9 protein-coding genes are annotated in these 14,375 nt (G+C 71.1%); 4 read left to right on the top strand and 5 right to left on the bottom strand.

All coding sequences use genetic code 11. The annotated features are described in order from the left end of the window. Positions 1 to 94: 94 nt before the first annotated feature. On the bottom strand, positions 95 to 1,453 hold the full coding sequence (locus AB0F15_RS39460) for an IS66 family transposase (RefSeq protein ID WP_360281983.1): 1,359 nt from the start codon (positions 1,451 to 1,453) through the stop codon (positions 95 to 97). A gap of 701 nt (positions 1,454 to 2,154) precedes the next feature. Here AB0F15_RS39460 and AB0F15_RS39455 point away from each other — a divergent pair. Genes AB0F15_RS39455 through AB0F15_RS39445 form a run of 3 tightly spaced genes read left to right on the top strand, consistent with a single transcriptional unit; the run spans position 2,155 to position 4,351 of the window. Then, positions 2,155 to 2,442, top strand: coding sequence for a hypothetical protein (locus tag AB0F15_RS39455; protein ID WP_360281981.1), 288 nt, complete (start codon positions 2,155 to 2,157; stop codon positions 2,440 to 2,442). Continuing rightward, positions 2,439 to 3,758: a WXG100 family type VII secretion target gene (locus tag AB0F15_RS39450; protein WP_360281979.1), complete on the top strand. Its 1,320-nt coding sequence runs from the start codon at positions 2,439 to 2,441 to the stop codon at positions 3,756 to 3,758. Before AB0F15_RS39455 ends, AB0F15_RS39450 begins: the two co-directional genes overlap by 4 nt. 11 nt (positions 3,759 to 3,769) lie before the next feature. After that, complete coding sequence (locus AB0F15_RS39445) at positions 3,770 to 4,351, top strand: hypothetical protein (protein WP_360281977.1); 582 nt, start codon at positions 3,770 to 3,772, stop codon at positions 4,349 to 4,351. A gap of 3 nt (positions 4,352 to 4,354) precedes the next feature. On the opposite strand, the gene AB0F15_RS39440 is transcribed toward AB0F15_RS39445, so the two are convergent. Then, entirely contained in the window at positions 4,355 to 8,458 is a 4,104-nt protein-coding gene (locus tag AB0F15_RS39440) for an FtsK/SpoIIIE domain-containing protein (protein ID WP_360281975.1), read from the bottom strand. 162 nt (positions 8,459 to 8,620) lie between these two features. On the opposite strand from AB0F15_RS39440, the gene AB0F15_RS39435 reads away from it, so the two are divergent. Further along, positions 8,621 to 10,036, top strand: coding sequence for a protein kinase (locus AB0F15_RS39435; protein ID WP_360281973.1), 1,416 nt, complete (start codon positions 8,621 to 8,623; stop codon positions 10,034 to 10,036). A 55-nt stretch (positions 10,037 to 10,091) separates the two neighbouring features. Here the strand turns inward: AB0F15_RS39435 and AB0F15_RS39430 are convergent, their stop codons facing one another. Genes AB0F15_RS39430 through AB0F15_RS39420 form a run of 3 tightly spaced genes read right to left on the bottom strand, consistent with a single transcriptional unit; the run spans position 10,092 to position 14,353 of the window. Beyond that, complete coding sequence (locus AB0F15_RS39430) at positions 10,092 to 12,236, bottom strand: transglutaminaseTgpA domain-containing protein (protein ID WP_360281971.1); 2,145 nt, start codon at positions 12,234 to 12,236, stop codon at positions 10,092 to 10,094. Further along, positions 12,233 to 13,384, bottom strand: a complete 1,152-nt coding sequence (locus AB0F15_RS39425; protein ID WP_360281969.1) for a DUF58 domain-containing protein — start codon at positions 13,382 to 13,384, stop codon at positions 12,233 to 12,235. Before AB0F15_RS39425 ends, AB0F15_RS39430 begins: the two co-directional genes overlap by 4 nt. A gap of 3 nt (positions 13,385 to 13,387) precedes the next feature. Further along, entirely contained in the window at positions 13,388 to 14,353 is a 966-nt protein-coding gene (locus AB0F15_RS39420) for a MoxR family ATPase (protein WP_360281967.1), read from the bottom strand. Positions 14,354 to 14,375 lie beyond the last annotated feature (22 nt).

Genomic DNA, 14,375 nt, shown 5'->3' with positions numbered 1-14,375 from the left:
ACGCAAAGCCGAGCACTTCCTCGCCTTCCTCATCCTCGGAGCCAGCCTCACCTGCTACAAGAAACTCCGCAAACTCACCACATGAGACAACCTCTTAGATAGTTGTTGGTCGCCAGGGGTTTCCGGTGACGGCGTCGCGGAGCGCGGTGATGATGTGGAGGCCGTTCTTGCGGGCGGTGGAGATGTAGCCGCGGACACGCAACCATGCCTGGGCGCCGTGCTGGGTGCGCCAGCCGCCGGAGATCTTCAGCTGGGCTTTGATCATGCGGAGGTCGCGTTCGGCTTGGTTGTTGGTGAACGGGACCTGCAGGTTGCGGGCGAAGAGCAGCACTTGGTGCTGGTAGTCGCGCAGGCGCACCAGCAGGTTCCGGGTTTTGCTTTGCTTACGGCCCCGGCTCGGTGGGTGCAGCAGCAGCCCGAGATGGATGGTGCGGACGAACCTCGAGATCAGCGGATCGCGGATGTGGGCGGGGATGACGTTCAGGCCGGCGTCTCGTGCGGCATGGGCGGCGGTGTTGAGTGCTTCGAGAGTCTTGAACGCGATCGTGGGCCAGGTGTGCTCGGGGTGGGCCTCGGCGGCGGCGACCAGTTCGCGCAGGTGGTGGGCGTTGCAGCGGGCGTGGTTGCGGCCGAAATCTTGATACGACATCAGCCCGTCGTGGACGGCGACACCGCGAAAGTAGTTGAGGATCCCGAACTCGTCCATCGCTTCACCACCACGCTGCCGGTGCGGCAAATACGTGGTCAGGTGCGGGGTGCAAGCGACGTGCAGCCACCAGTTCTTCCCCTCGACCCGGATGCCGGTCTCGTCGAAATGCGCCACCGGCGCTGCCCGCAACGCCTGCTCGACCTGCTCGGCGAACCCCTTGAGGTGGGCGGCGACCGGGGTGAGGACACCGGCGACCCAGCCGGTCGACACCGGCAGGCCCATCAGATCCTGGAGCAGCTGCGCGGTCCGCGCGACCGGGGTGTGCTGGTAGGTCAGCAGATACACCGCCAGTGCGGTCACGTTCGGCCCGTAACACGCGGGAGCGGTCGCCTCGGCCGGTGCGGGCGCGGTGGTGACCTGGTGGCAGCCGCGGCAGCGCAGCCGGTGCAGGCGATGCTCGGTCACCGACGGGCGCACCTCGGGCAAGTCCACCACCTGCCGCCGGATCACTCCCGCACGATCAGCCCGCTGCAGCCCGGTGCCGCACCCCGAACACGACGACGGCACATGATCCACGACCTGATCGGGGTCCTCGACCAGCGACAGGTTCACACCGGGCGCACCAGGCTGCTTGCCCTGCTTGCGGCCGCTCCTGCCACGCAACGACTTCGGAGCGGGTTTGGCGAACCGGTCCGAGGACGGCGGCATCGACGAGTTACCCGAGTTCATCCCGAGGCGGCGCTTCAACTGGGCAACCTCGGCCCGCAACGCGGAGATCTCCTCCCGCGCACGCGCGAGCTCCACCGCCTGCGCTGCAACCAGCGCAGCCAGCTCGTCATACGACGGACGAACACCATCCCCCACAAGCAAGATCATCCCACACGGCCCGCTCACGGACCGGAAACGACCTGAACAGTTACTCCATGCACAGGATGCGTGTTCATGCGACAGACCATAGCGCCGCAGTGCGGCCGTACGCCAGTCGGCTCACGTCAGCGTCTGCCGACGCTACAAGCTCTTTGACCACGCCCGATTTTGGTACCATGACCGTCCGCTTGCAGTGCTCGAGCAACAAACTTCAAGATCCCGTAGAGTCACGACGCCGCGCCCCTGTAGCTCAACTGGCAGAGGCAACGGATTGAAACCCGTGGCGCCGAACTGTCGAGCCCTAACGGCTCACCATCAGCTTCAGCGCTGACGCCGAAACAGCCAGAGCCACCCCGGCGACATCGGGTGCGCTGCACCCGTCGCGGGCCTGGGACGGGCGGCGGCTTCCTCCCCGAGACCGCCGTCGTCCCGGGTCATTGCTGCCCCTCCAGAATAGCTGCACGGCACGCCTCCCACCGCTTCGCCGGGCCGTGTGGGGCTCACCCTCGGCTGTCGCCTGCGGTTGTTCGACGCTCCGTCGGCGGGAGGGCGAGGCCCTCGCCGTAACGGGCCGGCGAGCCCGGGCGACCTTTTGGTATGCCTTCCAGCTTCACTTCGCACGCCATTCGGATCCCGCAGTGACCGGGTTTTCGATCGATCCCACCGCGGTGGGGCGGCTGGCCACCACCGTGCGCAAGATCCACGGCGACCTCGAATGCCTGGCCGACGCGGATCCGCTCGACGCCGGGGAGACCGGGCACTCGCGGCTGGCGGACTCGGTGCACGACTTCGTCGGCAAGTGGGAAGACGGCCGTCGCGAATTGCGCAAGAAGATCGACGACTTCGCCGCCCGGCTCGACCAGGCAGTCGGTGCCTACACCGGCACGGAAGGTGAAGTGGTGCAGACGTTCGGAGGGCCTCGGTGACCTTCGAGGCACTCGGCTGGGACCCGGCTCCGGGGAATCCAGAACAAGTACGCAGCACGGCGAAGGACTTCCTGGACATCTCGGAACGCGCCGAAACCGCACGCGAGGAACTTCGCGCGATCAAGCGGGGTGACGACAGCGAGACGTGGTCGGGAAAAGCAGCCGAGGCCTTCGGGCGATCCGTCACCGAACTGTGCTCCGACCTCGATCGGCTTTCGGAGTCCTACCGGGAAGCCGGCGACGCGCTGACCACCTACGCGGACGCCCTGGAAGACAGTCAGGCCGACGCTCAGCAGGCCGAACGTTCGGCCGCGTCCGCGGCAGCGGACGCCGAATTGTTCCGACGGAAGCTGGCCGACGCCCAGCGGCGGTCGGCCGAGTCGGGACAGCAGGCCACCTCGGCGCAGACGCGGCTGGTCTTCACCCGCCAGCGGCTGGTCGTCAGCCAGCTGACCGCCGACGTCGCCGGGACAGCCGAAGCCCAGCACCACATCCAGCAAGACGAACAGGTCAGCCGTCAGGCGACGGCGGCCAAGTCGCAAGCCGACCGCGAAGCCGCCTACGCCTCGACCCAGTCCGGGCTGGCCGCCGACCGCCTGGACGCCGCGCGGCGCACCGCGAGCACCATCCACGAGCTTCACCTGAACGCGGGCAACCGCGCCGCGGAAGCGATCGACCACGCGAGCGAGATCGCACACAGCTACCACCGGAACGTGCTCGAGATGGCGGTGCACGGGTTCAAGGCCATCGTCACCTCGACGGAGTTCGACGAGTTCCTCATCGGCATGTCGGACTGGGGGCAGTACCTGACCGCCGCCGCACCCTTCCTCGGCATCATCTGCCCGGAAGCGGCGGGGATCATCTACGCCGCCGGACTCGGGATGGAGGCGATCGCGCTCGCCGGCCGCGGGCTCCAGACGCTCGCCGACCACAGCAAGGCACCGCAGTTGTTCGACGCCGGGCTGGTCCTCGGCGCCAGTGCGGTCGGCGCGGTCGGGAAGGCGGGGTTCGTGACCGCCGGCAGGAAGGGCGCTCCGATCAGCTGGAGCCACGACGTGGACGAAGCGCAGAAGGAACTCACCGTCTTCTTCAAGAATCCCGGTGTGGCCGGTGCTGAGCACGCCCTGCGGGGAGGCTACGGCATGGCGAACGCCGGCAAGCAAATCCACGATGTCATCGAGGCCCGGAACGCGGTGCACGACGACATGACCGGCAAGTGGTACCGGCCGGAAACCGTCACCCCGCGAACGGGGGAGAACATCAACGATCTCGAGTGGGAACTGTTCGGCAAGGCACTGGGCGAGGCCAAGAAATGACCGCGAATCCCGTGGCAATCCGGACCGCCGATGGTGTCCGGCTGCGGCTCCCCGAATCCTGGCTGGAAATCGATCCCCGGCTGCCCGACCTGACCACCGAAGTCGTCCGCACCCTCACCGAGCACGGCGTCACCACCCACGACGAATCGGAGCTGGCACGAACCGTGGCTCCCCTGGCCTTCGAGTTGCGCAGGCTTTCCGCCCACGCCGAGGTCTTGCTCGTCGGCCTCCACACCGATTTCGTCGACGACGGTTCCGGCCACGTCCAGGTCTTCACCGCCAACGTCACCGTGGCGCTCTCCCCACCCGTCGGAAGGGGTGCAGGCGTGCGCGACGAGATCCAGCGGGAAGCCCTCGCCGGCGGCGTCGAGACCGGCTTGCACCTGCTTTCCGGCGGCCCCGCCTTCACCACCTGGGGACGCGTGCGCTTCCCCCGCACCGGCACCGAAGCCTTCACGCGCCGGTTCCACATCCCGGTTCCCGGCCTCGACCGGGTGGCCGTGCTGGCCTTCAGCACACCCAATGTGGACTTCGCCGCCGAGTTCGACCGGGTGTTCACGACGATCGCGGACACGTTCCGGTTCGTCGGCTGACCGTCACCGCACCACCGTGACGGCATCCGGCTCGGCGATCCGGCCGAGCACTGCTTCGCCGTGCGACACCAGGTATCCGCGGCCGATCGGAAAGTCGAGCACCGGACGCGGGAACTCGACGCCGAGCACCTCGGTGCGCCCGGGCCGGAGCACGACGCCGACTTCGGCGGCGGCGAGCACCGCCTGCGCCAGGTTGCGGCCGTACGACGGGAGCTTGTCGAGGCGGCATGCGGCCACCAGCGCCGGCAGCCCGGGCTTCCCGAAGGGCAACGGCTCCGGAACGGCCATCCGGTCCGCGTCGTCCACGAGCAGTACGTCCAGACCCCGTGCCATGAACTCGGCCAACGATTCTTCGCCGCCCACGGAGACGCCCTCTCGCTCGAGCGAGGCGTACGCCGTGCCCGGCCGGGTGGCGATCACGGCGACGCGCAATCCGTTCGCGGCCGCGCTCAGCGCTGTTGCGCAGAGCGCGGTCGTCCGGCCGGAACGTTGCGGACCGGCGATCGCCACGACGTGGTCCTTGTCGAAGTCGGCCCAGTGCGCGGTCAGCTCGTCACCGCCGACGCCGAGCAGCGCGATCCGCGGGCCCGGCCCGCTCCCGTAGGCGGCGGCTTGCGACAACGACAGCGACGCCGGGATGCGGTCGACCCGCAGCGGTTTCCGCATCGGGGCCAGCCAGCGCTTCGCCGCTTTGGCGACCTCCTCGGCGAGTGCTGTGCGTTGCGCGGTCCCGGACGGATCCGCGGCCAGCAACGGGACCTGGACCAGCGTCGAGTCGTCACGCAGGAGCGCGCGGCCGGGCGGGAGCTTGGTGACGTCGGCGCGGTGCGGGAATCCGAGTGTGCCGAGGCAGTCGTTGTCGGGTCGCCGAAGACTCAGGCGGTGTTCGAAGAGCCCGGCGAACCGCGCCCGCAGCTTCGTCCCGGTGCTCGTCACGCAGACGGTCAGCCCGACGGCCGCGCCGTCTTCGAGCAACCGCTGCAGGAGCGGTGCCCAGCTGTCGCGCTCGGTGACGACGTCCACGCCGTCGACGAGCAGCACGAGGTGCGGCGGTGCGGCGGCATCGCGTTCACGCAGCTCGTCGAGGCTGCCCACGCCGGCCCCGGCAAGCGTTTCCCGACGTGCTTGGACTTCCGCTCCGAGCCTGACCAGCAGCCGTTCCACCCGCCAGGCGTCACCGGCGTCGGCGACCACGCCGGTGTGGGGCAGGTCCGCCAGTTCACCGAGACCGTGGCCGGCCGTGACCGCGTGGAGCTGGACGGCGTCCGGCGAGGTGTCGGCGACCAGCCCGCAGGCGATCGCGCGCAACGCGCTCGTCCGGCCGGACTGGGGCGCGCCGACCAGCAGGAGGTGGCCGCCACCGAGCCGCGGCGCGAACGGGATCTGCCGCTGCCCCGCGGGGTCGTCACGAAGCCCCAGGTTCAGCGCGAACGGGGCCGGCGCGCACCGCTCCCGGGTGAGCAGTTCCGGCAGGGGAGGTAGCCACGGCCGATGGGGCGTGCCGGTTCCGTCCGCGGCCAGCGCGATCGCCTCGATCAAGTCGAGCAGCTCGGTTCGTTGCGCCGAATCCGGCTTCCGCTCGTCCTCGACCGGCTCAGGCAGTTGGAGGTCCGAGTCCCGCAGCGGTACCGCGCGCAACGCGACGGCCTGCGCACTGCCGCTCGGCGCGGCGCACCAAGCGGTTTGGACCGTGCGCAGCACGCCGGACTGCCGAAGGACCGCGCGGCCCTTCTGCCGTACCCCGATCTCACTCGCGAGCGGGCTGTCGAGGAGCAGGTCGCTCACCGCCCGGCTGACGCGCAGCGCGACCTTCAGCTCGGAGTTGCGCTTGATCTGGGTGGTCACGTCGGCTTCGTCCTGCGTGGCCAGCAGCATGTGGATACCGAGGGAACGGCCGACCCGGCCGACCTCGACGAGGTCGTCGACCGCGGTCGGCAGGCGGAGCTTGAGCATTGCGAACTCGTCCACCACGAGAACCAGCCGGGCCAGCGATGGCAGCCCCTGCCGGGCGGCCGCCGAGGGGTACTGCTCGAACTCGCTCACCCCGGCGTCGTCGAACATCCGCTGCCGCCGCTCTTGTTCGGCCTGCAGGGCGGTGAAGAAGCGGGGCAGCGCGCCGTCGAGGTTCGTGACGGTGCCCACCGCGTGCGGGAGGCGTTCGAGCAGCGGGAACGTCGAGTTCCCCTTGAAATCGACGAAGAGGAAGTTGAGGTGGGCCGGGGAGTTCGCCAGGGCCAGCGACGCGACCAGGGTCCGCACGAACTCGCTCTTGCCAGCGCCGGTGGTGCCGACGATCACACCGTGCGGACCGTCCTTGACAAGATCGATGTGCGCGATGCCCGACGCGTCACTGCCGATCGGCACGCTCGTGCACTCCGGTGCCAGCCGCCACCCGGCACGGATGGAGTTCTCTTCGGCCGCCGGCACGATCTCGCTCAACCGGACCAGATCCGGCAGGGCAGCCCCCGCCGTCGCCGCACCGACGACCCGCAGGGGTGCGAGAATCCGCGCCGCCCGTTCCGCCGACATGGCGTCGATGCGGTCGGCGGTCACGGCGATCGGGTCGGCCTGGGCCAGGCTGAGCCGGTCGCCGGCCGGCTCGAGGCTGAGGACGGCGCCGCACCGGCTGGGCAAGGACGTGACCGAGTCGTCGACGCAGACGAAGCGCAGCCCCGCCGCCGGGCCCTCACGCAGGAGATCGGCGATGTCCTGCCGCCGCCCCAGCTCCCGGCTGCCGACGAGCACCACCAGCGTGTCGGCGACGATGTCGCCGGCGTGGCGGCTTTCCAGCCGGTTCCGGACAAGGTCCGTGAGCGGCTTCACGACTCTCGCCAGATCTTCCACTGCCCATGCCGCGAGCACGCCGCCGGAATCGCTCTTCAGGTGCGGCAACCAGCGAGTCCACAACAGACTCCGTGAGCCGGGTGCGAGGACGACGATCCGCAGTTCGTCCGGGCCGTGCAGGACGGCGGCCTGCACCAGCAGCCAGTCGAGCACGCGCTCGGCGTCGGCCGCAGGACCGGCGACGCCGAGCGCCCCACCGGCGAGGTCTGCGCCGACGGGCGCGTCGACGAGCCGCGGCGGCCGCCACCCGTCGGCGGCGTCCGGACCGTTCACCCGGACCGACGCCGCGCGGGAACTGCGGCCCAGCCGGAACCGGAGCCAGTCGTCATCACCCGCACGTCGTTGCCACAATCCGCCGGCCGCCGGATCGGCCCGTTCCAGCACGGTGATCGGCGCCGGCCACTCCCGGCGGAGGAAGGCGTCCTCCTCGTCGACCAGAGCGTGCACAGCGACCTTCGCCGCAGCGAGCCGCCGGTCGTAGTCCTGGGCGCCGGCCGCGTTGGCTTGCTTCGCGGCGCGTCTGAAGTGCCACCACATCCCCACCGCGATCGCCGGGGACAGCACGGCCCACATCAAGTAGGAGGGCTGGCGCCAGACGATCGCCATCGCCACGCTCAGCACCAGCGGCAAGCCGGCCAGCAGCAGCAAGGGGCCGCGGTTCGCGGACTGGACAACCGGCGGCGCCGGGAATTCCACCGTGGACGCCGAGAACCTCGCACGAAGGCGCGGAGAGCGGTTGACCAGGAGACCTCCCCGGCCGTCGGATCCCGGAGCCGCACCCGGCGCCCGGAACTCGACCGTCAGCCGGGTTCCCCCGACCTGGAACTGCTCCCCCGGCGGCAGGTCGGCGAACCCGTCCTTCGCCAGCCTCGGCCGGCCTTCGAACTTCCCGTCGTGGCTCACCACGGTGCCGTTGCGGGACCCTGTGTCGGCGATGCGCACCCGAGCGCCGTCCCACTGGACAACGCAGTGCAGGCGCGTCACGTCACTGTCGGCCAGCGGCAGGTCGGCACCGCCACCGCGCCCGACGCGTACCGTCCCTCCCCGGCTCAGTGGCCGCGAACGGCCGGCGTACGGACCGGACAGGACCCGCAGGACCGGGCCGGGTGGCACGACGGGACGCGGCTCGTCGAACCCCGACGAGTCCAGGATCGCACCGTCGCGCACCGGCGATGCGACGACCGGGACGGCCGGATCGATCCGGACGCCGTCGGCGGCCACCGGCCGGACGCCGCCGAGCGCCACAGCCAGGGCGTCGAGCACTTCGCCCGCCGTATTCTCCGGTACGCATTCGATACCGAAATCGCGTAACACCCCGTCACGTGGATCACGGACTGACAACCGGATGCGCACTTTTTCTCCTACGTGGTCCGCACTTCTCGCGAGAACTATCGTCACGCGGGTGCCAGGCGCTACGCTTTCCGAGTGGGTTTCGAAAACAACGGCGTTGACATTCCGCGGATACCGGGGTTGTCCGATCTCCGGCTGATCGCTCGCGGTGGGTTCGCCACCGTTTACCGCGCCATCGAGGAACAATTCGACCGGGAGGTCGCGGTCAAGCTGTTCCACACCTCGCTGCTCGACGGCCGCTCGCGCGATTCGTTCAAGGCCGAGTGCAAGGCGATCGGCGGGCTGCCGACCCGCGCTGGCGTGGTTGCCGTGTTCCACGGCGGCGTGATCCCCGGTGACGGCCGGCCGTACGTCGTGATGGAACTGTGCCGGGAATCGCTGGCCGCGCGGATCGCCCGCGGTCCGCTTCGGCCCGACGAAGCCGCGGCACTCGGCGTCCGCTTGGCGACGACCCTGCAGGCGGTGCACGACGCCGGACGGGTTCACGGCGATGTCACCCCGTCGAACATCCTCTTCCTCGGCTCGGGCGACCCGTTGCTCGGTGACTTCGGCCTGTCCCTCCACACGAACGCCGACGGCGCCCGGGCCGACTACGCGACATGGGAGCACGCCGCACCCGAGGTCTACCAGGGCCGGTCCACGTTCTCGTCGGACGTCTATGGTCTCGGGTCGACGCTCTACACTGCGCTCACCGGGCACCCGCCCGTTCCCCGCGCCCCCGGCGAGCCCCTGCGCGACTACAAAGTGCGCGCGGTCACGACTCCGGCGCCACGGCTTCCGGAGTCGGTGGCCGGCCCGGCGTTCTCGGCCGTGCTGGCCAAGGCACTCGCACCCGACCCGGACGCACGTCCCGTCAGCGCGAACGACTTCGCGACCGAATTGGCGGCGATCGCCGCGCCGTCGGTACCGAGCCGGACCCGGTGGGTCCCGGACGCGGCGTACGAGAACACCTCGTCGACGGGGCTCCGTCCCGAAGACACGCGCTTCGCCGCCGGCATCCCTCAAGGCGACGAGACCACCGCGCGACCGGGTGTCCCCGTCCCGGAGCAGCCCAAGCGCTTGTCCGCGGCCACCCGCTGGCTGATCGCCGGCGCGGCCGCGCTCGTCGTCGTGACCGGCGGCGGGCTCACCGTTCTGCTGACCAGGGACACCTCATCCCCCGCGGCAGCTCCGGCGCCTTCACCCGCGCCGGTCTCGCCGACCACCGCCGTGGCGGCGCCGGTCCTGGCCCCGCCGGAGGACTTGGGCGCGCAGGTGCGGCTTTCGTGGACGGGCGGACCGGACTGGGACTACGCGGTCGTGATCGCCGAAGAAGGCGGCTCCGCGCCGACCGTCAAACTCGCCGACCGCCAGACGAGCTACACGGTCGACGTGACGGCCGGCAAGCGGTACTGCTTCCAGATCCAGGCCACCTGGGACAGCGGGAACCGCACCGCCGCCAGTGAAAGCCTCGGCATCCGCCAGGCACAATGCGTGCATCAAGGCACTTAGCCAATCGCGGAATGCCGAAGGGGCGCCGGAGTTTCCCGGCGCCCCTTCGGCAACTTCACGCTCGCACGGGTATCAGGCTGCGCACCGCGAACAACGAAGCGATCCGCTGCCACAAGCTGCCTCGGCTGGCGGCGCGCACGGTGTGGGACGCCGACCAGGCCCGCCGCGCCACTTCCGGTGAAGCGATCGACCCCGACCACAACGCCAGGTCGAGGCTCTGGGACAGCTGCCGGAGTCCCTGGCTGACCCCCTCGGGGTAGTCGGGCCCGACCTGCGCCGCGAGCTCTCGTGCTGTCATGCCGGGCACCACCGTGACTCCGCGGTCCCGCAGCCGGTCGCGAGCGTCGAGCCACGCTCCGACCACGGCCTCCGCCGGTGAGCCTCGACGACGCCGGTAGCGCCGAACGGACTTGACCACCACGGGTGTCAGCGCCGCGAAGACGAGCAGAGCCAACGGCGTCGCGGCGACCCACACCCACCACGGCGTACCGTCCGAGGGCTGCTGCGGCGGGACGTTCGGCGTCGGTTGCGGCCGGTTGTCAGGCTGTGGCGGGAGGTTCTTGCGCGCATCCTCGGTGGCCTGCGCCACGCTGCCTTCCGGCCGTCCGGCGTCGGCGGTGGCCGTGCCGGCGGGATCGAGCGGCACCCAGCCGACGCCGCGGACCGCGACCTCCGGCCACGCCAGGACGTCGCTGTTGTGCACCACCACCGTGCCGCCCGGCGCGGCCGCCGGCTGCCGGAAGCCGACCGCCACCCGCACGGGGAGACCCGCCGCGCGGGCGAGGACGGCGTAGGCCGTGGCGAACTGTTCGCTCGTGCCGCGCTTGCTCGAGCCGAGGAAGAAGCCCAGCTGGGCGTAGCCGTGCCCGGTCGGGATGTCTTCTCCCGAGGCCACCTTGTAGTTCTTGCGGAACCACTGTTCCAGGACGAACGCGGTCCGTAGCGACGGGCCCGATCCGCCGGTGGCTTCGCGCAGCAGCGGCGCGATCTCCTTCGGCAGCTGCGCGGCCGACTCCAGCCCGTTCGCCGTACCGTCCACTTCGGACGACGTCAGCTTCTTGACGTCCACCGACGGCGGGCGCCAGAACAGGCGGTAGGCGAGACCGTCCGTGGCCTGGGTCGACAACAGGGTCCCGGTGGCGGCGTCCACCAGCGGACGGGCTCCGTCGACGTGGTCGGTTCGGGTGACCGTGGGCAGCCACGCACCCGGCGCCGAGGCGAGGGTGACGGTCGCTTCGGCCATCGGGTCGCCGGCCGGAGTTCCGACGAGGGCCGGCAGCGCACTGCCCAGCGGCCGGAAGCGCGCGCTGCTCGTCCAGTTCACCCCGTCGAAGCGATCCAGCACCGACACGGTCCACCGATCGACCGGCGCGGAGGCGCGGGCGTGGAACACCTCTGCGGCCGGGGTCGCCAGCCGTGAGCCGATCTCGTCGAGCGGATTGGCCAGCACCGAAGTGACCACCGGCGGCTGGTGGTGCGCGGGTAGCGAATAGGCGGGCCTGCTCAGCGGCGTCCACACCGTGAACGCCAAGCAGCCGGCCGCGATCGCCGCGACGGTCGCCGCCGCCGGCAGCGCATACCCGGCGACCGAACCGCCGAGCCGTGCGCTACGCCGGTGCCCGGTGGGTGCCCCGATCCGGTTCTCCGCCGACCTCGCCGCGGCCAGGACGACGACCGCGGCGACCGTGTAGCCGCCGCCGAACAGCAAGGCGTCCCCGCCGTCGGCCACGGAAAACGCCTGCGAAAGCCCGGCCAGCGCCAGGCTGGGGACCAGCGCCACCAGCGGGCTGCGGTCCCGGCGGAGGCATTCGACCCCGAGCACGCCGGTCAGCAGCACGAGCACGGGCACGAACAGCAGGAGCTCCGGCTCCGGCCGGGCGGGCCACGTGCTCTCCACGGTGCGCAGCCACCCGTGCAGCGCTCCGTCGCCCAGCGCGTGCACCGTCGCCGACGTCGGCACGACGCCGTTCAACGTCGGGCGCAACACGGTCAAGGTGAGGGCCAGCAGCCCGAACAGCAGGGCCAGCGGCGGCCGCAGAACCGCCGGCGCGCGCACGGCGGCGAGGTCCGCGGCCACGACAGCCACGCAGGCCGCGAGCACCGGGACCAGCAACGCGGGCAGAGTGAACACCGGCTGGAACAGCAGCCCGCCGATACCGGCCGCGACGACGACCGCGGCGCACGCCGCGAACCGGCTCATGCGGCCACCACCCGGTTCCACGCCGCCGCGGCCACGACGGCGTCGCGCTCCTTGATGACGGTCACACCGGGCAGCACGACCGGCGCGGAGTGCCCGAAGTCGAACAACGTCACCTCGCGCGCCCGCTTGCCCAAGGCGCCGACGAAGGCGGTCTCGAACATGCCGCCGAGCAGGGTCAGGCTGGTCCCGCGGTCGCATCGCGACACCAGGACCTCGGGGAGCAGCTCCTGGGTGCCTTGTTCCACGGCGCAGAGGGCGTCCTGCAGCACGCGGCTGCCCGCCACGCCACCCCGGGTGTTCAGGTCGAGGCCGGTGGTCGTGAGCAGCCGGGTCTGGGTGCCCGCGGTCGTGGCCGCGTGAGTGAGCGAAGCGGCGATTTCCACGGCTGCCTCGAACCCGTCCTCGTCGAGTGCTCCGGCGCGGTCGTCGAGCAGGACGGTGAACCGGGGCTGCGCCGGGTCGACGTACTCGCGCACCATCATCCGGCCGGTCTTCGCGGTGGCGCGCCAGTGCACGTGCCGCAACTCGTCACCGAGCACGTATTCGCGCACTGCGCGCAGGTCGGCCGAACCCGCCATCGGCCGCGGGGTGATGAGCCCCTCGTGGTGATGCCGCGGGTGCGCGCCCAGGCTCACACCGACGCGGTGCCGCCGCGGGTGCACGAGCAGCGTCGACGTGCTTCCGCCGCGGGCGTCCGCGGCGACCAGGCCGAGCAGATCGGCGCGCCGAACGGTCAGCGGGCCGACCGTGAGCACGCCGCGCCGCCGGGTCGGCAACGGGTAGATGCGTTCGGTCGACGCGCCGGGCGCGAGCGGGTGCACGGCGAGACGGGCGTCCTCAGTGGGCGGGTCGATGGCGGTGAACCCACCACTGCGCCGCCGCGAGCGGTTGGTCAGGGTGAGCGTGGCAACGGCGGTATCGCCTCGCTCGACCCGGTCGGGCACGAGTTCACGGTGGACGTCGACGCTCACCCGGCGCAGGCAGCTCAGCACAGCGACGATGACCACGGCGATCGCCGCGCCGGCGACCAGCCGCAGGAGCGGGAACCCCAGCCCGATCCCGGCGGCGAGGCAGAACGTGGCGGCGCCCAGCAGGCCGGTGCCCCGGCGGGTCAGCCGGAGGCCGCGGGCAGCAGGAATGGACGGCACGGTTCAGCCCCGGACCGTCGCCGAGCCACCGGGAGCGGGCACCGCCCGCAGCACCTCGGCGAGCACGTCGGCGGGCTTGCGGCCGTTGAGCTCCGCTTCCGGGGTGAGCACGAGCCGGTGTTCGAGCACCGCGGGGGCCACGGCCTTGACGTCGTCGGGCGTGGTGTAGGCGCGGCCGTCGGTGGCGGCCCATGCCCGCGCGGCACGAACCAGCGCGACGCTGCCGCGCGGGCTCGCGCCGAAACGCACCAGTTCGTGCTGCCGAGTCGCTTCCGCCAGGCTCACGGCGTACGAGCAGACGGCCGGATGTGCCTGCCCTTGCCGTACCGAGGCGATGACGCCGGCGAGCGTCTCCTGGTTCATGACCGGTCCGAGCTGCGCGGGCGTCGCGCCCGCCATGTCGCCGAGCACTACCTGCACCTCGGCGTCGTGAGCGGGGTAGCCGACGCTGAGCCGCACGAGGAACCGGTCGAGCTGCGCCTCCGGCAGCCGGTAGGTGCCTTCGAGCTCGATCGGGTTCTGGGTGGCCAGTACGACGAATGGGCGCGGCATCGCGTAGCGCTGCCCGTCGACCGTGACCGCCGACTCCGCCATCACCTCCAGCAGCGCCGACTGGGTCTTCGGCGTGCCGCGGTTGATCTCGTCCGCGAGCACGATGTTCGCGAAGATCGCGCCGGGGTGGAACTCGAGCCGCTCGCTGCTCTGGTGGTAGATCGACGCGCCGGTGATGTCGCCGGGCAGGAGGTCCGGCGTGAACTGGATCCGGTTCAACGTGCCTTCCACGCTGGCCGCGAGGCACCGGGCCAGTGTGGTCTTGCCGAGGCCGGGCACGTCCTCCAGGAGCACGTGGCCCTCGGCGAACATGGCGACGATCGCCATCCGGACCACGTCGGGCTTGCCCTGCACGACGCGCTGCACGTTGGCGGAAATCAGGCTGTAGGCGTCGCCCGGGGTCAGCTGCGGATTCATTCGTTCTCCTCGTTCACGAAAC

This window comes from Amycolatopsis sp. NPDC026612 (assembly GCF_040638285.1).
In the GTDB taxonomy this organism is placed as follows: Bacteria; Actinomycetota; Actinomycetes; order Mycobacteriales; family Pseudonocardiaceae; genus Amycolatopsis.
This window is presented reverse-complemented; position numbering and strand designations above follow the sequence as displayed.